Source organism: Sinomonas sp. ASV322, assembly GCF_030908245.1.
Taxonomy (GTDB): Bacteria; Actinomycetota; Actinomycetes; order Actinomycetales; family Micrococcaceae; genus Sinomonas.
In genome coordinates, this window is sequence record NZ_JAVFJJ010000006.1 from 113,833 (window position 1) to 132,852 (window position 19,020).

The following is a 19,020-nucleotide window of genomic DNA, read 5'->3' on the forward strand; positions in this document are numbered from 1 at the left end:
GCCAGAGTACGCGGTAGGGCGAGCTAGAACAAGACCGTCGCGAACGTCCCGACCCGTTCGAAGCCGACGCGCTCGTAGCAGGCCCGCGCGCGGTAGTTGTAGTCGTTGACGTAGAGGCTCACGATGGGGGCCAGTCTGCGGGCAAAGGCGACGACGGCGGCCATCCCGCCGTGGCTCAGGCCCATTCCCCGGTGGCTCGGGTTGACCCACACGCCCTGGACCTGGGTGACGGCGGAGGAGACGGCGCCAAGCTCTGCCTTGAACAGGACCTGGCCGTCGTCGCCGAAGCGGGCCATCGAGTGGCCTTGCTGGACGAGCTGCCGGACGCGGCGGTAGTAGTTGTCGCTTCCTCCGGCCACGGGGGAATAGCCGACTTCCTCCTCGAACATCGCGACGCAGGCGGGGGCCACGGCGTCGAAATCGTCGAGGGTCGTGATGCGGACGAGCGGGTCGGGATGCACTGCCGGGCCGCCCTCGAGGGCCATGAGCGGCTGGACCGGGCGAACGTCCCGCGCCCGGCGCCCGGGGAGCTCGTTGTACAGCGCGAGGGTCGCCTCGGCTGGACCGAAAATGGAGGCGAATCTGCGATCCGCGGCACGGATGGTCTCGGCGAAGGCCGGCGCGTCAGCCTCGCCCATGCTCACGGGCACGATGTTGGCGCCCAGCCAGCACGCCGCTGTGAGCCGCCCATCGCCGTCGAACGCGCCGATGATCTCGGCGCCGCTCGCGGTCGGGCCCGCCGTGCCGGCGGCCAGGACGTGGGCCGCGATGAAGACGTTCGCGACCGGGTCCTCGGCCGCGAGCTCGCACAGCTCGAGGGTGTCCTCGTGCTCTAGCGTCCGGACTTGCCTCTCGCCCTTACGAGACGGTGACCACGGGGCCGCCCGCTGCAGCATCTTCGCCATCGGCCTCCCCCATCTCCTCGGCGATCTTCATCGCCTCTTCGATCAGTGTCTCCACGATCTCGCTCTCGGGAACAGTCTTGATGACTTCTCCCTTCACAAAGATCTGGCCCTTGCCGTTGCCGGAGGCCACGCCGAGATCGGCCTCGCGGGCCTCCCCCGGACCGTTGACGACGCAGCCCATCACCGCGACGCGCAGCGGGAACGTCATGCCATCGAGACCCGCCGTGACCTCCTCGGCGAGCTTGTACACATCGACCTGCGCGCGTCCGCACGAAGGGCACGAGACGATCTCGAGCCGGCGCGGGCGGAGGTTGAGGGCCTGGAGGATCTGGATGCCGACCTTGACCTCCTCCACGGGAGGCGCCGAAAGCGAGACGCGGATCGTGTCGCCGATCCCCTTCGAGAGGAGAGCCCCGAACGCCGTCGCCGACTTGATCGTGCCCTGGAACGCAGGCCCAGCCTCAGTCACGCCCAGGTGAAGTGGCCAGTCGCCGCTCTCCGCCAGCATCTCGTACGCGCGGACCATGACGACCGGGTCGTTGTGCTTGACCGAGATCTTGAAGTCGTGGAAGTCGTGCTCCTCGAAGAGGCTCGCCTCCCACACCGCGCTCTCGACGAGCGCCTCGGGCGTGGCCTTGCCGTACTTCTTGAGCAGGCGGGCGTCGAGCGAGCCCGCGTTGACGCCGATCCTGATCGACGTGCCGTGGTCCTTCGCGGCCTGGGCGATCTCCCTGACCTGGTCGTCGAACTTGCGGATGTTGCCCGGGTTCACCCGGACCGCGGCGCAGCCCGCCTCGATCGCCGCGAAGACGTACTTCGGCTGGAAATGGATGTCCGCGATGACCGGGATCTGAGACTTCTTCGCGATGATCGGCAGGGCCTCGGCGTCGTCGGCCGACGGGCACGCGACGCGCACGATGTCGCAGCCGGCCGCGGTGAGCTCGGCGATCTGCTGGAGGGTCGCGTTGATGTCCGTCGTCGGCGTCGTCGTCATGGACTGGACGCTGATCGGCGACTCGGAGCCGACCCCCACGGACCCCACACGGATCTGCCGGGTCTGGCGCCGAGGGGCGAGGACCGGCGGCGGGGCGGACGGCATTCCGAGGCTGACCGAAGTCACGAAGAGCTCCTTGCTTAGTGGTGCGTCGGGTCTTGAGGGCTGGGTCTTTTAGAACTGGGAGGCGAGCGGACCGCTCACGGGGTTCCACGCGACGGCCGAGCTGCTGGCGAGGAGTCCCTCGACCGCGAACGGGTCCTGCGCCAGAAGCGTGTCGAGGGTTTCGGCGTCGTCGGCCTTGAACAGCAGGAGCGCACCGGTGCCGTCCTCGTACGGGCCGCTTGCGAGGAGCAACCCCTTCTCTGCGATGCTTGCGAGCCAGCCCCGGTGGTCAGCGCGGACCTCGTCGCGGCGCGCGGCGGTCGAGACGTCATAGAGGTATTCAACGGCGAAGACGGTCATGCCACCAGACTATCCCCTCGGGACTGGGCCGGTTCAGCCGAAGAGCTTCACGGGCTTCACGATGTCCGCGTAGATGAGCAGGACACTCATGACGATGAGCACGCTTGCCACGGCGTACGTGAGCGGGAGGAGCTTCGCGATGTCGAACGGTCCCGGGTCCGGCTTCTTGAGCCACTTCGCGACCCGGCGCCGGACGCCCTCGTAGAGCGCCCCCGCGACATGCCCGCCGTCGAGCGGGAGCAGCGGGACGAGATTGAACACTGCGAGCGCGAGGTTGACTCCCCCGAGGATGCTGACGAGCGTCGCGATGCGCGCCGAGAGCGGGACGTCCTCGAGCGCGGCGACCTCGCCCGCCACGCGGCCGACGCCGACGACGCTGATCGGCCCGTTCGGGTCCCGCGGCTCGTTGCTGAACGCGGCCTGGGCGACGGCGATCACCCGGGCGGGCAGATTGACGACGACGCCGGCCACCTGGACGATGTTCTCGCCCACGGCGGGGAGGACGGCCGTCGCGGGCTGCGGCGTCGTTGCCTGCTTCGAGCCGATGCCGATGAACCCGGACTCGGTCGTCTTGTAGCTGCCGTCCGAATTCTTGGCGGGCTGGCCGTCCGAACCAACGACGGCGACCTTGTTGAGCACGGGCGTGATCGTCAGGTCGACGGTGCTGTCGCCGCGCTTGACGGTGATGCCGACGGTCTTCCCGGCCGACGCACGGATCCACGAGGAAAGCTGATCCCAGCCCGTGACTTCCTTTCCGTCGAAGCGGATGACCGTGTCGCCAGGCTTGAGCCCGGCCGCGGCGGCAGGCGTCCTCTTGCACGTCGAGGTATCGGCGGGCGCCCGCTCATTGGACGCGACCATGCACGCCGAGACGCTCGCGACCTGGGTCGTCGGCTGCGGGATTCCGAACCCCATGAGGACGATCGCCATGAAAAGGATCCCGAGAAGAATGTTCATCGCGGGACCGCCGAGCATGATGATGATCTTCTTCCACACCGGAAGCTGGTAGAAGAGCCGCCCGTGGTCTTCGGGGCGCACCTCCTCATGCGCCTGATCTCGCGCAGCCTCCGCGAGCCCCTGGAAGATGCCCGTGCTCGACTGGCGCACCGATCCGTCACGCCGGTTCGGCGGGTACATCCCCACCATCTGCACGTAGCCGCCGAGTGGGAGCGCTTTGATCCCGTACTCGGTCTCGCCTTTGCGGGTCGACCAGATCGTCGGCCCGAAACCGATCATGTAGCGGGTCACGCGCACCTTGAACAGCTTGGCCGGGATAAGGTGCCCGATCTCGTGGAGGGCGATCGAGACGGCGATTCCGACGGCGACGAACACGACGCCGAGAATGAAGAGAACAGTGGGATTCATCAGCTAGCCAAACGCTCGTGGGCGCGCTTCCGTGCCCATTCTTCGGCGGCGAGGACCGTTTCCACAGACATTTCCGAGGATCCACCGTGCTCGGACAGCACGGCCTCGACCGTGTCGACGATGTCGAGGAAGCCGATCCGGCCGTCATGGAAGGCCTCGACGGCCTCCTCGTTGGCGGCGTTGAACACCGCCGGGAACGTGCTGCCCTGCTTCGCCGCGTCCTTGGCGAGGTCGACCGCAGGGAAGGCCCGCGCGTCGAGCGGTTCGAACGTCCACGCCGTCGCCCGGCTCCAGTCGCACGCGCTCGCGGCGTGCGGAACACGGTCCGGCCACCCGAGGCCAAGCGCGATCGGCAGCCGCATGTCGGGAGGCGAGGCCTGGGCGACGATCGAACCATCCGTGAACTGCACCATTGAGTGGACGACCGACTGCGGATGGACGACGACGTCGATCGCCTCGAGCGCGACGCCGAACAGCAGATGCGCTTCGATGACCTCGAGGCCCTTGTTGACGAGCGTCGCGGAGTTGGTCGTGACGACCTTCCCCATGTCCCACGTCGGGTGGTTGAGCGCCTCGGCTGGCGTGACGTGTTCGAGCTGGGCCCGGCTGCGCCCCCGAAACGGCCCTCCCGACGCCGTGAGGATGAGCCGCTCGACCTCGTCTGCCCGCCCCGCGCGCAAGCACTGGGCGATCGCCGAGTGCTCGGAGTCCACGGGAACGATCTGGCCGGGCGCCGCAGCCGCCGTCACGAGCGATCCACCGACGATAAGGCTCTCCTTGTTCGCGAGCGCGAGCGTCGCGCCCGAGGCGAGCGCCGCGAGCGTGGGCCCGAGGCCGATGCTGCCCGTGATTCCGTTGAGGACGACGTCGGCCGGCCCGCTTGCGCCGCTCCACGCGGCGATGTGGGTCGAGGCGTCGGGGCCGCCGAAGAGCTCAGGCTCGTAGTCCGTCATGCCTTCCGCCGCGGCGGCCCCGCTGATGAGGCCCCGGAGCTCGTCGATGTTCCCCTCTGCGATCCCCACCGCCTCGGCACGCGTGTGCGCCGCCTGCCGGGCAAGGAGCGCGAGGTTGCCGCCCCCGGCGCTCAGCGCCGTCACCCGGAATCGCTGCGGCGCGCCGTCGACGACGTCAATCGCCTGAGTGCCGATGCTCCCTGTCGATCCGAGGATGATGACAGAGCGCTGCTCAGCAGGGCGTTCGGCGGGCGGCTCAGGGATCTGCATGGCACCATTCAACCGCAGAAGCCCGACATGTACGGCTGCCTGTGGATAACTCCCACCACGCTGCCATGCGACCTGTAGACTGCTTGAACGTCCCGGAACCGCACCGTTCTTGGGCGCTCTCTTTCGCACCGGAGAAACTTTTGGGGGACACATGGCGCTGCGCCGCGCGTTTCGCGCACTCCTGCCCACGGCACTTCTCGCTCTCCTGCTGCCCTTGTCTGGCTGTGGCGGTGCGCCGCAGGCCGACGGGCCGTCCGTCTCCGGGTCGCAGGGATCCACGCCCACCCCGGACCCCCGGCCCACGCCCGCCAGCTCCAAGGGCCCGGCCCGCAACCTGCCCAGACCCGTGCTGCCCGAGGCGGCGAAGCAGAACACCAAGGAGGGCTTCGCGGCGTTCACGCAGTACTGGTTCGACACAGTGACGTACGGGCTTGAGACGGGCGACAGCAGCGCTCTGCGCGAGATTTCCCTGCCCGACTGCCAGATGTGCAACGGCTATATCGAACAATCGGACAAGGTAAAGCAGGGGATCGGATGGCACGTAGGTCCACGATGGACGGTCTCGACCTTCACCTCGGATATGAGCGTTGATCCTTACAAGCAAGCATTGGGATACTTCTTCTTGACTGAATCACCGTCTGAGGACTACGACCGGTCCGGCCGTCTTACAGAACGGCTCGAGCCGGAACGAGACACACATCCGAAGGCCATTTACGCAGTCCATAAAGATGGCCGCTGGCTAGCCGCTCAAGCTGGTCAGGCCTGAGATGCGCAAACTGCCGCCGGTTGCCCTGGCACTGCTGGTTTCCCTACTCATTTCGTTTGGTTCCGGATGGACAGCAGCCGTGGCCGCGCCTTCCGAGCCCAGAATTGATTCGAAATTCAATCGAGGCGCCGTCGACATGAATGGGCAGCGAGACGGGACTATCGATATTAAGATTCCGCCACCACCCAAGGAGGCGGTCGGCCCCTTCGTGTACAGCTATCAGCCCGCGTGTAATGAGGGGCTTAGCGGGGACGCTGCAGATCTGTGCGTTGCGTTCGACGTGAAGTGTCGGGGGATGCATCCGGGAAAGGCGCAGCTCATCCGCTGGTTCCGGGCGAGCCAGTCGGACCCAAGCACCCTCGAGCGGCTAAACGAGGATTGCCTCTACGAAGGGGATCCGCCTCAGCGGCCGGGTAGTGGCGAGGTGGTGGTCGTGACGGAGCGGCAGTTGCGGGAGTTGCCGATCGCGCCGTCGGTGGTGGGGGCGCAGCCGGGGCGGCATACGCTCAAGGGCGCGGAGACGAACGTGTACGCCGAGCCGGCTGATGCCTCCCGGGAGGGGGTGCAGTCGTTCGAGACGACCGTGCTGGGCCGGAAGGTGCGGGTGCGGGTGCGCCCGGTCGAGCACCGCTTCGACTACGGCGACGGCACCTCCCTGGTCTCGGCGGCCCCGGGCGGGCCGGTGCCCGAGGCGCGGTGGGGGGAGAAGACCGCCACGAGCCACGCCTACCAGGCCACCGGGGACTTCCGGGTCGGGCTGACGACCGTGTTCGCCGGGGAGTTCTCCGTCGAGGGCGGGCCCTGGCAGCCAATCGCCGGCACCGCCGCGGTCCCCTCCGCGCCCAGAACCCTGAGCGTGTGGCGCTCCGAGGCCAGGCTCTACGCCGAGAACTGCCTCCAGAACCCCCACGGCGAAGGCTGCTAACCCACTTCCTCGGCTGCCAGGAGATTCGCCTCACCAAACAGCGCAGCTTCTGGAACACCCCTGCCGGCAAAGCGGCGCAGCAGCGAACCCGCGCTGACGACGACGTCGTAGCCTCCGCCCACCGGCCACGTGATGGTTTCGGTGTGTGCGGGCTCCACCAGAACGCGAAGATCCGAGTCCCCGAAGTCATTCGCTTTCACCGTGAATTCAACCGGGTCTGCGCGATCGTTGGTCAGCGATAACTCGAGGCCGTCACCCAACGCAGCGGCGACTCGAAGGCCGTCATTCTTCGTTCCCGCGAATCGGGCCACAAATCCGTCCGGTCCATACACAGCGAAGTCGTACCGTCCCCCGGTCGCCGCCAGCTGCCACCGATACTCGGCGGTCCCGCCGGGAGCGACGGTGAACGGCGTACCGGCGAAGGGCTTGGCGACATAGGGATAGACGGTGAAGGGGAAGGAGACCGCGCCGTCATTGCGCATTCGGCACACAACATCATCGTCAACCACCACGTCGGCCCATGGCAGATACGGAAGAGCCCGCCGCGGGCGCTCCCCCGGCTCCTGGGCGGTCCGTGCCTGCACGAAGGGCGCCGGTGGCGCAGGGGCCGAGAAGGCGCTGGCCACGTTTGCATGGGCGACGAGTTCGGCCGTATCCGGCAATTGCGGCACCGAGTAATCGGGCGAGGAGAAGTCGAAGCACGTCATGAGATCTCCGCAGACCGCGCGGCGCCACTCGCTGATATTGGGCTCGACAACACCGGTCACAAGTTCGAGAAATCGCAACACCGACGTGTGATCGAAAACCTGCGAGTTGACCCAGCCGCCTCGCGACCAGGGCGAGATCACCCAGAGCGGCACGCGATTGCCGAGCCCGATCGGTTGGCCGTCGATGAACTCGTCCGCTGTTCCCACGGGCGGGGTGGGCGGCACCACGTGGTCGAAGAATCCGTCGTTTTCGTCGTACATCAGCAAGAAAACGGTGTGCCGCCAGACGTCCGGGTTGGCAAAGACCGACTGAAGCGCTGCGTCGACCCAGGAAGCGCCACGGGCGGGTGATGCGGCGGGATGCTCGCAGTAGTTGTACGGGGCGACGAGCCACGAGACCGTCGGAAGCGAGCCGGCCCTGCAGTCGGCGTCGAACGCGTCCCGACCCGCATCGGCGCATGCCTTGTCCCGCAACGGCCCGTCCGACTGAAACTGCACAAAGTACTCCAGCGCGTTGTCGCCGTAGTTGCCATGCTCTTCGTCCATGCCCGGCGTGTTGTAAACCCGCCACGACACGTCTGCCGCCTCGAGACGCTCAGCATAGGTGGTCCAATCACAGACCGGGTTCTCGCGCAGGGGCGTGTTGTCGGGCCAGGGACCAGATGTTCCGTCGGTACCCGGACCGACCGTTCCGCTCCAGAGATAGAGCCGGTTGGGACTCGTCGGTCCGGCCAACGAACAGAAGTACGCGTCGCAGATGGTGAACGCGTCGGCGAGTGCGTACTGGTAGGGGATATCCGCTCGCGTGAAATAGCCCATGGTCGTGGGGCCCTTGGCGCCAACCCACGCGTTCATCGCGCCACGGGCGATTGCCTGGTGACCGGTCTCCCAGTCATGCGGCAGCTCCTCTCCATGCTGCGCGCTCGTGGTCCGCGCATCCATGTGCCACGGCAAGAGCCGCTGGTCGGCCCGGGAACGATCCGGCTGACAGAAGACCGAGCTGCCGTCCGGGAAGGTGAGCGCTTGCTTGTCGTCGAATCCGCGGACCCCGCGGAGCGTGCCGAGGTAGTGGTCGAAGCTGCGGTTCTCCTGCATGAGGATCACGACGTGTCGAATGTCTGCGGGGAGCGTCATTCGCCGACCACCGCCCGCAGCATCTCGAGGTCGACCTGGGCAAGCGATTCGAGCACCCGCCGCCGCTGGCCCCCCGCGACTGGCTCGAGCGTGGGAACCATGACGATCGCACAGCCCGCCGACTCCGCGGCCCTCACGCCGATGACGGTGTCCTCGACCGCGACGCACGCGACGGGATCCACTCCGAGGACCACCGCCGCGGCCAGATAAGGGTCCGGTGCCGGCTTCGTCACTGCGGTGTCCTCGACCGCGATCGTGGCAGCGAAGAGTTCGGCACCCAGCGACGTCTTCACCAAGGTGAGGATACGCCGAGGTGACGCCGTAACGATCGCGGCCGGAATGTTCGCCTCACGCAACAACTCCAGCAGTGGCAGCGCGCCCGGGCGCGGCACAATCTCGTTCTCGACTCTCGCGGCGAATACGTCGTCGAGCGCTGTCGCGATCACCTCCACCGATGGGGCACCGGGACCGGCGGTGCGGCTGAGCACCTCGGCGGTGTAATCGATGGGGCGTCCGAGGATGTCGTCGTAATCCGCCGGCACGATCGGTCGCCCAATCGACTCGCCAACCTGGACGACTGCCTCGTACCACAGGCCTTCGGTATCAACGAGGGTGCCGTCCATGTCGAACAGCACCGCGGCAGGACGGGTCACGAGGCCACCAGGACTGGGGCATCGTGCAAGGCGACCGACGCGCGGGCCCCCAACGGGAAGTCGCCCACCCGGTGAGCGGCGACGTCGGCAAGCAGGTCGTCGTGACCGGCATTGGCGAGACGCAGCCGGGTGTTGGCTCCGCGGAACGTCGATGCCGTCACCGTCCAGCCCTCGAGGGCCGGGTTGAGCACGAGCGATTCGGGGCGGACCAGCACGGTGACATCCTCGCCCGGCGCACGAGTCGCGCCGTCGGCGGCCACGCTGTGGCCGAGCACGCGGACGCGACCGTCCGACTCAGCGACTCCTGCGACCCGGTTCATCGTGCCCACGAACTCGGCCACGAAGGCGGTAGAGGGCCGCTGATAGAGGGTCGCGGGATCCGCACACTGTTCGAGCCGTCCGGAGTTCATGACGGCGACGCGATCAGCCATCGCGAGCGCTTCCTCCTGGTCGTGGGTCACGATCACGGTCGTGACCCCCAATTCGGTCTGAATCCGTCGGATCTCATCGCGCAGCTGCTCGCGCACCTTGGCGTCCAGCGCCGACAGCGGCTCGTCCAGGAGCAGGAGTCGAGGCTGGATCGCCAGTGCACGCGCGAGGGCGACGCGCTGCTGCTGGCCTCCCGACAGCTGATGCGGATACTTCTGCGCATGCGCCCCGAGGCCCACGAGTTCGAGCAACTCCACCGCCTTCGCCCGCCGAGCGCCGCGCTTGACGCCGCGAACGCGTAGGCCGAAGGCGACGTTGTCGGCCGCGCTCATGGTCGGGAACAGGCTGTAGGACTGGAAGACCATCCCCATGTCCCGCTTGGCCGCCGAGACGCCCGAGACGTCTTTGCCGCCCACGAACACGCCGCCGGACGTCGGGCGGTCGAAACCCGCCAGCAGGCGCAGCGCCGTCGTCTTGCCGCACCCCGACGGCCCCAGGAGGGCAAGCAGCTCCCCCGGCTCGACTGTCAGAGTCAGGCCGTCCAGCGCGGTCATCGAGCCGAAGACGCGCCGCACGTCGCGAAACTCGGCCGAGACTCCCGTGGCGGTCGCCCGGATCTCCGTTGTTGTCATGGCATGCCCTTCTTTGAACCCTTGACTCCGAAGCCGCTGACCAACAGCAGCGCCGCTTCGACGAGCAGCAAACTGAATACAGAGACCGCCGCCTGCTCTTGACCCGAGGCCGCGGGCAGCTGCGCGAGCCAGACCGGGAATGGCTTGGTGTACAGCAGGATGGACGCGACGGTGTACTCACCCATCACGAGCGCGAAACACAGGAAGCCCGCGTTGACCAGGCTGGTCCGAAGCGGTGGCAGCAGCACCGAGGTGATCGTGGTCCACCAGCTCGCGCCGAGGTTGCGGGCCGCCTCCACGAGGGTCGCGAGCGGCAAAGCCTCGAGACCGGTGTTGATGGTCCGATAGACGAATGGCAGCGCCATGACGCTGTACGTCGCCACGAGGAGGAGCGGATGGTCGGTATCGCGCGCCCACTTGAGCGCGAGGAACAACGGCGAACCATCGTCGCCAGCCTGGGGTGCCACCGCCTTGTAGATGTTGCTGATGCCGACAACCAGAACAACCGGCGGAAACACGAGCGGCAACAGGCAGATGATCTCGACCACCGACTTGAGCTTCGGCAGGTACAGATGCAGCAGGATCTGCGTGGGCACCATGAGCGCGAGTGTCAGCGCGATCGAGAAGACCGACAGCAGCAGTGAATAGACGAGCGCCTCCACGAAGCCGATCTGGCCGGTGGGCGGCGCAGCAAAGATCTGGCCGTAGGCGTCGAGGCTGACCCCGCCGCCCGGCGTCTTCACCGTGAAATTGATCGCCGCAATCAGGGGACCGACAAAATAGACCGCGGCAAGGGCCAGCACGAGCCAGCGTGCGCCGGCGCCCCATGAGAGACGCCGGACCGTCGTCGTCGAGCTGCTCATGCCAACCACCTCGAAGTGCGTCGCTGGAGCCACTGATAGATGACGGTCATCGGCAGGACGATCGCGATCATGTCGAGCGCGAGGGCCGCGCCCAGATTCTCCTGACCGGACAGCACATTGCCCGAGAGCACAGCCGCGATGCGGATCGTGACGACCGGGAAGGAAGAGTTGATCGCGTACACCGTGGCATAGGCGGAGAACGATGAGCAGAAGAGGAGCAGGAGAGACCCGAGGAAGCTCGGCAACACGACCGGCGCGGCCACCCAGCGCCAGTACTGGGCCTTGGAAGCACCGAGATTCTCGGCCGCTTCGGCCCATTGAGCCTTCAAGCCCTCGAGCGCCGGCATCATCACGAGCACCATGAGCGGGATGAGGAAGTAGAGGTAGACGAGCGTGATCCCGGCCAGTGCGGGCAGCTTGAACCCGAAACTGTCGAGCAGAGAAATGCCGAAGGCGTCTTTGAGAAAGACCGTCACGACCCCGACGTTGGCATCGAGGCTCGCGATGAACAGGAACGCGAGCGGGACGCCGCCGAAGTTCGCCGTCACCGCCGACGCGGTCGTGACGATCTGCTTGAGCGCGCTCCCCTTGCTCGTGACGACTGCGTAGGCGAGCAGGAGCCCCAGCACACCGCCGACAAGTGCGGTGATTGCGGAGAGCTCGACGCTGGTCCAGAGGGACGTCGCCTGAATCCCACTCAGCGAATTCTGCACATTGTCCACGGTGAACATCGTCTGATCGCTGTGCACGAATTGGTGCGTCGCCGGATCACGGTGAACCTCGCCGGGCACCGTCTTGACGAACGCCTGCCAGCAGATGAACAGGATCGGCAGGATCAGCGCTACCCCGGTGAAAGCGAAGAAGGGCGCAAGCCCCAACCACGCGGGCGCTGCGAACGAGCGACGGCGCCGTGGCTGGGAATCCCCAGCCACGGCCTCCGTCTCGAGATGGACTGTCACTACTGAACCGCTGCCGCCCACGCCGAGGTGATCGCGGCCTTCGCCTTCGCGGTCTGGTCCTCAGACGGGGTGAACGGCTTCTTGTCGTCGACAGCCGGGAGCTTGTCGGCCCCGACCGCCTTGCCATTCTTCAGCATCGCAGCGAGCTCGGCCGGGCGAGCGAAGCCCTTGATCCAGCCGTTCTGGCCACCGTCGGCGTCCTGGCTGTACAGGAACTCCTGCCACAGCCGCGCCGCCGCCGGGTGCGGCGCGTTCGCGTTGACGGCCTGGTCGTAGTAGGCCGCGATCAGACCATCGCTCGGCACCGTCACGGTCCAGGTGACGCCGGCCGACTTCAGCTTGTCGGCAAGGCCGAGGTTGAGGTAGTCCCAGTTGACGACGATCGGGGTGGCGCCGGCCTGAGTGGTGGCGTCGGTGGCCTTCGTCTTGTTGTAGATGCCCTCGGAGTTGAGCTTCTTGAAGAAGTCGATACCCGGCTGGATGCTGTCAGCCGACCCTCCGTTGGCGAGCGCCGCGGCCCAGACTGCGTTGAACGGCGAGTTGCCGCTGGTCGGGTCACCGCTGAGCGCCACCTTGCCCTTGTAGGCGGGGTTGTCGAGATCCTTGAACGTCTTGGGGCACGTTCCGCCGACAGCGGCCGCGTTGCACCCGATCGACATGTAGCCGCCCAGGTCAGCCCACCACAGGCCGCCGTCGTCCTTGATGTTGGCCGGGATGTCGCCCCAGGTCGCGACCTTGTAGGAGGCGTACAGGCCGTCCTTCGCGCCCGAGACTGCGTAGGAGTTGCCCACGTCCACCACGTCCGGCGCGCTGGCCTGGCCCTTGGTCGACTTGAGCGCGTTGATCTCATCGCCCGACGAACCGTCCGGGTTGGCGTCGTTGACGGTGATGCCGTACTTCTTCTGGAAGGTGTCCATCAGCTCGCCATAGTTGGCCCATGTGCGGGGCAGGGCGATGACGTTGAGCTGGCCTTCCTTCTTGGCCGCGGCGACGAGCGCGTCCATTCCGCCGCCGTCTGCCGCGGACTGCGCCTTGGCCCAGTCTCCGTTGTGCCCGGCACTCACGGCGCTGGTGCTGTTGCTCGTGCTCGAACCGCATGCGGCCAGCGAGAGGGCGAGCGCACCGCTCGCCGCAACCGCCGCCAGGCGGCGTACATCATTGATGCGCACAATTGCTCCCGTGTTGTTGCTTGCGTGCGGCCCGGTTGGCTACACAACTTTCAGAAGGGATTCTGGGCTGGCGACGGTGAACGCACCGTGAACGAGGTCTCGAATCCGACTGAACACTCTGAACACTCCTCAGGACCGCCGGGAATTCGGCGGAAGTTGGGGCGGGTAGCATGGTCACGACTCGGCCCATCACCTCACGAGGAGCAACCATGGCAGTCGGCGACGCGAGCGCCGCGGCACGTCCGCAGTATCGAAAGTTGGCAGCCAACTTGCGCGAGGCGATAGCTTCCGGCGCCTATCAGGACGGCCGACTGCCGAGCGAGGAAACTCTCGCCGCCCAGCACGGCATGTCGCGCGGAACGGTGCGCCAGGCTCTGGCCCTGCTGCGGGCCAATGGTGTGGTCACGTCGCGCCGCGGCACACCGCGAGTGATCCTCGGCACCGCGCGCACCCAGAGCTTCTACGAGCTCATGAGCTTCACGTCATGGGCGCGGGCCGTCGGAGAGGAGCCCGGAGGACATACGCTCGCCTTCGAACACCGACCAGGTGAGCCATGGGAATGCGCGCAACTCGACCTTGAGCCCGGCTCGATGCTCTATTTCGTGCTGCGCGCCCGCACCCTCTCGCGCGTGCCGGTCATGGCCGAGCGCACCCTCTACCCGGAGGCGGTCGGCCGCGTTCTCGCGGACCTTGGCCCCGATGCCATCTCGCACATGGATCCGCTCGTCGACGAGGGACTCATCTTTGCCGATCTCGAGCACTCGATCGACCTCATCAGCGCCAATGCGGAAGACGCACGCATCCTTGATATTCCCCAAGGCTCCCCGCTGCTGCGCGAGCGTCGACGGGCAACGGATCCATCCGGCGTCGTCCTGCACTGGTCCGACGACCGCTTCCTGCCCGGCACGGTCAGCTTTACCGTGCACAGTTCGGCGGCGGTGACCTCAATGTCACGCCGCCGCGGATAGCCAGCCACGAGGCCCTGCGACGCGCCTAGCCGCCAACGTGTGGGGTCAGATGCCCGATCCCGTTGAAGATGGCGAGGGCCGCGCCCGCGTAGGCGATGACGATCACGACGCGGCGCACAGCTTCGCCCGCGACCCGCCGCGCCAGGAAATCGCCCGCGACGATGCCTGCGACCATACAGACGAAGATCAGCATCCACTGCCAGAACTCGAGCTCCGGCCAGTGGCCGCCGGTCGCGAAGACCTTGGCGAGCAACGACGTGGTGCCTGTCGTGATGAAGTACGGCTGGAGGGTCGCGCCGAAGCGTCGCTGGTCCCAGCGGCTCAGCACGGCATACGCCGTCACGGCGGGACCGCCCACGGCAGCCGCCGCGTTCATGAGCCCGCTCGAGAAGCCGCTCGCGGCCATGACGCCCAGCCCGTCAACCCGCTTCCCCAGATTCCGCTGTGCCCGCGCGACGAGCTGCGACCCGACAAGCCCGGCCACGAGAATGAGCCCGATGCCGATCTCGAGCGGCGCCGCCGCCACATGGCTCGCGAGAAACGCACCGATCGCGATGCCCGCGAATCCGGGAATGATGAGGCCGAGATACCGGCGCCATTCCACGTCCCGCCACACCCTGGACAGGATGAGCAGGGAAGACGTGGCCCCGCAGGCGTTGACGATCATGACGCCGTCGAGCGGTCCGAGCAGCACGACGAGCACGGGCGAGACCATGAGGCCGAACCCCAGCCCGGCGACGCGCTGCGCCGTGGCCCCGACGACGACAGCGAGCAGGACCACGGCGAAGAGCACTCCGGAATCCTATATCTGATATCTGGCGGGATGCTCCCCGGCCCGCCGCAAGACAGCCTCGGCATGACGCAGGATCGGGCCGTCGATCATCCGGCCCTCGAACTGGAACACTCCCGTTCCCGCCGCGTCGGCGGCGGCAAGGAGCTCGCGCGCGGCGGCGACGGCAGCCGGGCTCGGCGCATATGCCGCACGCACCGGCGCGACCTGATTCGGATGGATACAGGCCTTCGCGGCGAAGCCCGACGCCGCTGCGTCGGCTGCCTCGGCAGCGAGGCCGTCAAGGTCGGGAATCGCCGTGTACACGGCATCGATCGCTGCCTTGCCGAATGCACCCGCCGCCAGCAGGACGCTCGAGCGGGCATGCAGGGCGACGGCGCGATAGCCGCCGTCTTCCGCCCTGCTTGACGTCCCTCCGAGCGAGGCGACGAGATCCTCGGCGCCCCACATCAGGGCGACGACGTTGGGTTCCGCGGCGATCGCCGCGGCGTTGACGACGCCGAGTGCGGTCTCGCACAGCGCGATCACCGTGAGTCCCGGGTCGGCTGCTGCGAGCCCCCGGAGCTGCTCGGGCGACTCCGCCTTCGCGAGCATGAGCGTCCGGTAGGGCGTGGACGCGAGGGCCTCGAGGTCGGCCTCGACGTGAGCGCTGCCAGCGGAGTTGATGCGCACGATGGTCCGCCTGGGGTCGAGCGGAATCTCCGCGAGGTTCCTGCGCGCCGCCCCTTTCGCATCGGGGGCGACGGCGTCCTCGAGATCGAGGATGACGGCGTCGGAGCGCTCCGCAGCCTTGGCGAATCGCTCGGGCCGGTCGGCCGGGCAGAACAGGAGGGCGGGGCCCATGGCGAACGCAGCGTTCGCAGGTTCAGTCACGGTGGTGTGCATCCTTGGTCCACATGAGGCACGAGCGCTTCGCCCGCGCAACGACGACGCCGTCCTGGTTGCGACCCGTGTGCTCCATCGTCACGATCCCTTGGCCCGGGCGAGACGATGAGAGCCGCTTCTCGACGACGACTGTTTCGGTGTAGAGCGTATCGCCGTGGAACAGCGGATGTGGGAAGGAGACGTCCGTGAGGCCGAGTTGGGCGACAATCGTGCCTTGCGTAATCTGCGCGACGGACTGGCCCACGAGGGTCGCCAGAGTGAACATCGAGTTGACGAGCCGCTGCCCGAAGGGCTGGCCCTCGCTCCACGCCGCATCGAGGTGCAGGGCCTGGGTGTTCATCGTGAGGGCCGTGAAAAAGACATTGTCTGCCTCGGTCACCGTGCGGCCCGGGCGGTGAGCGTAGACAACCCCCTCCTCGAGCTCGTCGTAGTAGAGCCCCCGCTGCTCGATGACGCGGGGCCTGCTCGCCTCGGGCTCCCCCGCCTCGGGCCCCCTCTCCTGACGCTCAGGGCTCGTTGTCATGGATCTCGACCTCGAGCTCGGCGGCGGTGGCGGCCACGACGTCGTCCTCGGTCACGCCCGGGGCGAGCTCGCGGAGCACCAGGACCGGCCCCTTGCCCGGTTCCATGCCCGCGCCAACAATGCCGGCCCCGCTGTCGCGCACGACGTCGATGACGCCGAGGTCCGTGATGATGCGGTCCACGCAGCCGCGCCCTGTGATGGGCAGCTTGCAGTCCGGGAGGATCTTCGGGTTCCCGTTCTTGTCGGTGTGGTCCATCATGACGATGACCCGCTTCGCCCCGAACACGAGGTCCATGGCGCCGCCCATGCCCTTGACCATCTTTCCGGGGATCATCCAGTTGGCGAGATCGCCGTTCTGGGAGACCTCCATCGCGCCGAGCACCGCGACGTCGACATGGCCGCCGCGGATCATGCCGAACGACGTCGCGGAGTCGAAGAACGCGGCCCCCTTCTTGATCGTCACGGTTTCCTTGCCGGCGTTGATGAGATCCGGGTCCACGTGGTCCTCGTCGGGATATGGTCCGGTCCCGAGGATCCCGTTCTCCGAATGGAGCACCACCTCGACGCCCGCCGGAATGTAGTTCGGGATGAGCGTCGGCATACCGATCCCCAGATTCACGTACTGCCCGTTCGAGAGCTCTTGGGCGACGCGCGCCGCAAGCTCATAGCGATTCCACGGCATTACTGCGCCACCGTCCTCTTCTCGATTCGCTTCTCGCCGAGCGGGCTGTCGGCGGGGACGTGCACGACGCGCTGCACGAAGATGCCCGGGGTGTGGATGCGTTCCGGATCGAGTTCGCCAGGCTCGACGAGCTCCTCGACCTCGGCGATCGTGATGCGGCCGGCCATCGCGCACAGGGGATTGAAGTTCATGGCGGTTTCGTGGAACACGAGGTTGCCGTGCCGGTCGCCGCGCAGCGCGTGCACCAGGCCGAAGTCCGGCGTGAGGGACTCCTCGAGCACGTACTCCCTGCCGTTGAAGGCGCGCACCTCCTTGGGCGAGGACGCCTTCACAACGTTCCCTTCGGCGTCGTACTTTTGCGGGAGCCCGCCCTCGGAGACCTGGGTGCCGACGCCCGCGGCGGTGTAGAAGGCGGGGATGCCCGCACCGCCGGCCCGCAGCTTCTCGGCGAGCGTGCCCTGCGGTGTGAGGACCACCTCGAGTTCGCCGGAGAGGAACTGCCGCGCGAACTCCTTGTTCTCCCCCACATAGGAGCTCACGGTGCGCCGGATGCGCCCGGCGGCGAGGAGGATCCCGAGGCCCCAGTCGTCGACGCCGCAGTTGTTGCTGATGGTCTCGAGGTCTGTCGTCCCTTGGCGCAGGAGGGCGTCGATGAGCCCCACCGGGATGCCGCACAGGCCGAAGCCGCCGACGGCGAGCGAGGCCCCATCTGGGATGTCGGCCACGGCGTCCTCGACGCTGGCCACCACTTTGTCGATCACAGACCCTCCTTGTGCCGTGGTGCTGCTTTCGTGACCTACGCTACAGCCCGAGTTCGCGAGCGATCAGCATGAGCTGAACCTCCGTGGTTCCCTCGCCGACCTCGAGGATCTTCGAGTCTCGGTAGTGCCGCGCGACCGTGAACTCGTTGATGAAGCCGTAGCCGCCGAAGACCTGCGTCGCGTCCCGCGCGTTGTCCATCGCGGCCTCGCCGGCAACCATCTTCGCAATCGCGGCCTCGGTCTTGAAGGGCTTTCCGGCGAGCATGCGGGCCGCGGCGTCGTAGTACGCGAGGCGCGCGGTGTGGGCTCGGACCTGCATGCGAGCGATCTTGAACTGGATCGCCTGGTACTTCCCAATGTTCGTGCCGAACGCGCTGCGTTCCTTCGCGTACTTGACGGAGAGATCCACGCAGCCCTGGGCCGCCCCGGTCCCGAGAGCGGCGATGGCGATGCGCCCCTCATCGAGGATCGAGAGGAAGTTCGCGTACCCGCGTCCACGCACTCCGAGGAGGTTCTCCTCCGGCACACGGGCGTCCTTGAAGGAGAGCGGATGCGTGTCCGAGGCGTTCCAGCCGACCTTGTTGTACGGCTTCTCGGCACGGAATCCGGGGGTTCCGGACGGGACGATGATCGTCGAGATCTCCTTGCGCGTGGTTCCGTCCGGGCGGTTCTCCACGCCGGTCACGGCGGTGACGGTCACGAACCTCGTGATGTCCGTCCCCGAGTTCGTGATGAACTCCTTCGAGCCGTTGATGACCCATTCGCGCCCGTGGGTCGTCTCCTCGAGCCGCGCGTTCGTCTTCGTGCCGCCCGCATCCGATCCGGCCTCCGGCTCCGTGAGCCCGAAGCCCGCGAGCGCGCGCCCCGCCGCGAGATCCGGAAGCCAGGCCTGCTTCTGCTCCTCGGTGCCGAAGCGGAAGACGGGCATCGCGCCGAGGGACACGCCAGCCTCGAGGGTGATGGCGACCGACTGGTCCACGCGGCCCAGCTGCTCGAGGGCGAGCGCGAGCGCGAAGTAGTCGCCCCCCATGCCGCCATAGTCCTCGGGGAACGGGAGCCCGAAGAGGCCCAGCTCCCCCATCTGGGAGACGACCTCGTACGGGAAGCTGTGCTCCTCGTCGTGCTTCTGCGAGACGGGCGCGACGACCTCGTCGGCGAACTCGCGGACTGTCTCGCTGAGCTCCCGATACTCGTCGGCGAGCTGGAAGTCGACCATAAGGGC

Annotated in this window: 20 protein-coding genes; 3 read left to right on the top strand and 17 right to left on the bottom strand. The window is 67.3% G+C overall.

All coding sequences use genetic code 11. The annotated features are described in order from the left end of the window. Positions 1–23: 23 nt before the first annotated feature. Genes RBS12_RS10455 through dxr form a run of 5 tightly spaced genes read right to left on the bottom strand, consistent with a single transcriptional unit; the run spans position 24 to position 4,952 of the window. A complete protein-coding gene (locus RBS12_RS10455; protein ID WP_307966035.1) occupies positions 24–905 on the bottom strand; it encodes a GNAT family N-acetyltransferase in 882 nt (293 codons plus the stop codon). Then, on the bottom strand, positions 859–2,025 hold the full coding sequence (gene ispG, locus RBS12_RS10460; protein ID WP_307966036.1) for a flavodoxin-dependent (E)-4-hydroxy-3-methylbut-2-enyl-diphosphate synthase: 1,167 nt from the start codon (positions 2,023–2,025) through the stop codon (positions 859–861). The genes RBS12_RS10455 and ispG overlap by 47 nt, the downstream gene beginning before the upstream one ends. Positions 2,026–2,073: 48 nt before the next feature. Beyond that, positions 2,074–2,364, bottom strand: coding sequence for a YciI family protein (locus RBS12_RS10465; protein WP_307966037.1), 291 nt, complete (start codon positions 2,362–2,364; stop codon positions 2,074–2,076). Positions 2,365–2,397: 33 nt separating this feature from the next. Continuing rightward, positions 2,398–3,729, bottom strand: coding sequence for a site-2 protease family protein (locus RBS12_RS10470; protein WP_307966038.1), 1,332 nt, complete (start codon positions 3,727–3,729; stop codon positions 2,398–2,400). Further along, complete coding sequence (gene dxr / locus RBS12_RS10475; RefSeq protein WP_307966039.1) at positions 3,729–4,952, bottom strand: 1-deoxy-D-xylulose-5-phosphate reductoisomerase; 1,224 nt, start codon at positions 4,950–4,952, stop codon at positions 3,729–3,731. Before dxr ends, RBS12_RS10470 begins: the two co-directional genes overlap by 1 nt. A 151-nt stretch (positions 4,953–5,103) precedes the next feature. Between dxr and RBS12_RS10480 the strand changes: the two genes are divergently transcribed. Both RBS12_RS10480 and RBS12_RS10485 read left to right on the top strand, forming a co-directional pair. Further along, complete coding sequence (locus tag RBS12_RS10480; RefSeq protein ID WP_307966040.1) at positions 5,104–5,718, top strand: DUF6318 family protein; 615 nt, start codon at positions 5,104–5,106, stop codon at positions 5,716–5,718. Between the two features lie 295 nt (positions 5,719–6,013). Further along, entirely contained in the window at positions 6,014–6,643 is a 630-nt protein-coding gene (locus RBS12_RS10485; protein ID WP_307966041.1) for a hypothetical protein, read from the top strand. Here RBS12_RS10485 and RBS12_RS10490 read toward each other — a convergent pair. The 6 genes from RBS12_RS10490 to RBS12_RS10515 are packed head-to-tail and all read right to left on the bottom strand — an operon-like array spanning position 6,640 to position 13,189. Beyond that, positions 6,640–8,484, bottom strand: a complete 1,845-nt coding sequence (locus RBS12_RS10490; protein ID WP_307966042.1) for a phosphocholine-specific phospholipase C — start codon at positions 8,482–8,484, stop codon at positions 6,640–6,642. The genes RBS12_RS10485 and RBS12_RS10490 overlap by 4 nt on opposite strands. Then, positions 8,481–9,137 carry an HAD family phosphatase gene (locus RBS12_RS10495; RefSeq protein WP_307966043.1) on the bottom strand — a complete coding sequence of 219 codons (657 nt, stop codon included), beginning with the start codon at positions 9,135–9,137 and terminating at the stop codon, positions 8,481–8,483. Before RBS12_RS10495 ends, RBS12_RS10490 begins: the two co-directional genes overlap by 4 nt. After that, positions 9,134–10,198, bottom strand: coding sequence for an ABC transporter ATP-binding protein (locus RBS12_RS10500; protein ID WP_307966044.1), 1,065 nt, complete (start codon positions 10,196–10,198; stop codon positions 9,134–9,136). The genes RBS12_RS10495 and RBS12_RS10500 overlap by 4 nt, the downstream gene beginning before the upstream one ends. Then, complete coding sequence (locus RBS12_RS10505) at positions 10,195–11,061, bottom strand: ABC transporter permease subunit (protein ID WP_307966045.1); 867 nt, start codon at positions 11,059–11,061, stop codon at positions 10,195–10,197. Before RBS12_RS10505 ends, RBS12_RS10500 begins: the two co-directional genes overlap by 4 nt. Further along, positions 11,058–12,020, bottom strand: a complete 963-nt coding sequence (locus RBS12_RS10510) for an ABC transporter permease subunit (RefSeq protein ID WP_307966046.1) — start codon at positions 12,018–12,020, stop codon at positions 11,058–11,060. The genes RBS12_RS10505 and RBS12_RS10510 overlap by 4 nt, the downstream gene beginning before the upstream one ends. Then, positions 12,020–13,189, bottom strand: coding sequence for an ABC transporter substrate-binding protein (locus RBS12_RS10515; RefSeq protein WP_307966047.1), 1,170 nt, complete (start codon positions 13,187–13,189; stop codon positions 12,020–12,022). Before RBS12_RS10515 ends, RBS12_RS10510 begins: the two co-directional genes overlap by 1 nt. Positions 13,190–13,398: 209 nt before the next feature. Between RBS12_RS10515 and RBS12_RS10520 the strand changes: the two genes are divergently transcribed. Then, positions 13,399–14,157 (top strand): GntR family transcriptional regulator, encoded by a 759-nt coding sequence (locus RBS12_RS10520; protein WP_307966048.1) that lies wholly within the window; start codon positions 13,399–13,401, stop codon positions 14,155–14,157. A 25-nt stretch (positions 14,158–14,182) separates the two neighbouring features. Here RBS12_RS10520 and RBS12_RS10525 read toward each other — a convergent pair whose 3' ends face one another. Genes RBS12_RS10525 through RBS12_RS10550 form a run of 6 tightly spaced genes read right to left on the bottom strand, consistent with a single transcriptional unit; the run spans position 14,183 to position 19,014 of the window. Next, positions 14,183–14,950 (bottom strand): sulfite exporter TauE/SafE family protein, encoded by a 768-nt coding sequence (locus RBS12_RS10525; protein ID WP_307966049.1) that lies wholly within the window; start codon positions 14,948–14,950, stop codon positions 14,183–14,185. 9 nt (positions 14,951–14,959) lie between these two features. Beyond that, on the bottom strand, positions 14,960–15,790 hold the full coding sequence (locus RBS12_RS10530; RefSeq protein WP_307966150.1) for a CoA ester lyase: 831 nt from the start codon (positions 15,788–15,790) through the stop codon (positions 14,960–14,962). A gap of 22 nt (positions 15,791–15,812) precedes the next feature. Beyond that, positions 15,813–16,355: a MaoC family dehydratase gene (locus RBS12_RS10535; RefSeq protein WP_307966050.1), complete on the bottom strand. Its 543-nt coding sequence runs from the start codon at positions 16,353–16,355 to the stop codon at positions 15,813–15,815. Continuing rightward, positions 16,339–17,037, bottom strand: coding sequence for a 3-oxoacid CoA-transferase subunit B (locus tag RBS12_RS10540; RefSeq protein WP_307966051.1), 699 nt, complete (start codon positions 17,035–17,037; stop codon positions 16,339–16,341). Before RBS12_RS10540 ends, RBS12_RS10535 begins: the two co-directional genes overlap by 17 nt. Continuing rightward, positions 17,037–17,798 (bottom strand): CoA transferase subunit A, encoded by a 762-nt coding sequence (locus RBS12_RS10545; protein ID WP_307966052.1) that lies wholly within the window; start codon positions 17,796–17,798, stop codon positions 17,037–17,039. The genes RBS12_RS10540 and RBS12_RS10545 overlap by 1 nt, the downstream gene beginning before the upstream one ends. 40 nt (positions 17,799–17,838) lie before the next feature. Further along, positions 17,839–19,014 carry an acyl-CoA dehydrogenase family protein gene (locus tag RBS12_RS10550; protein ID WP_307966053.1) on the bottom strand — a complete coding sequence of 392 codons (1,176 nt, stop codon included), beginning with the start codon at positions 19,012–19,014 and terminating at the stop codon, positions 17,839–17,841. Positions 19,015–19,020: the final 6 nt, after the last annotated feature.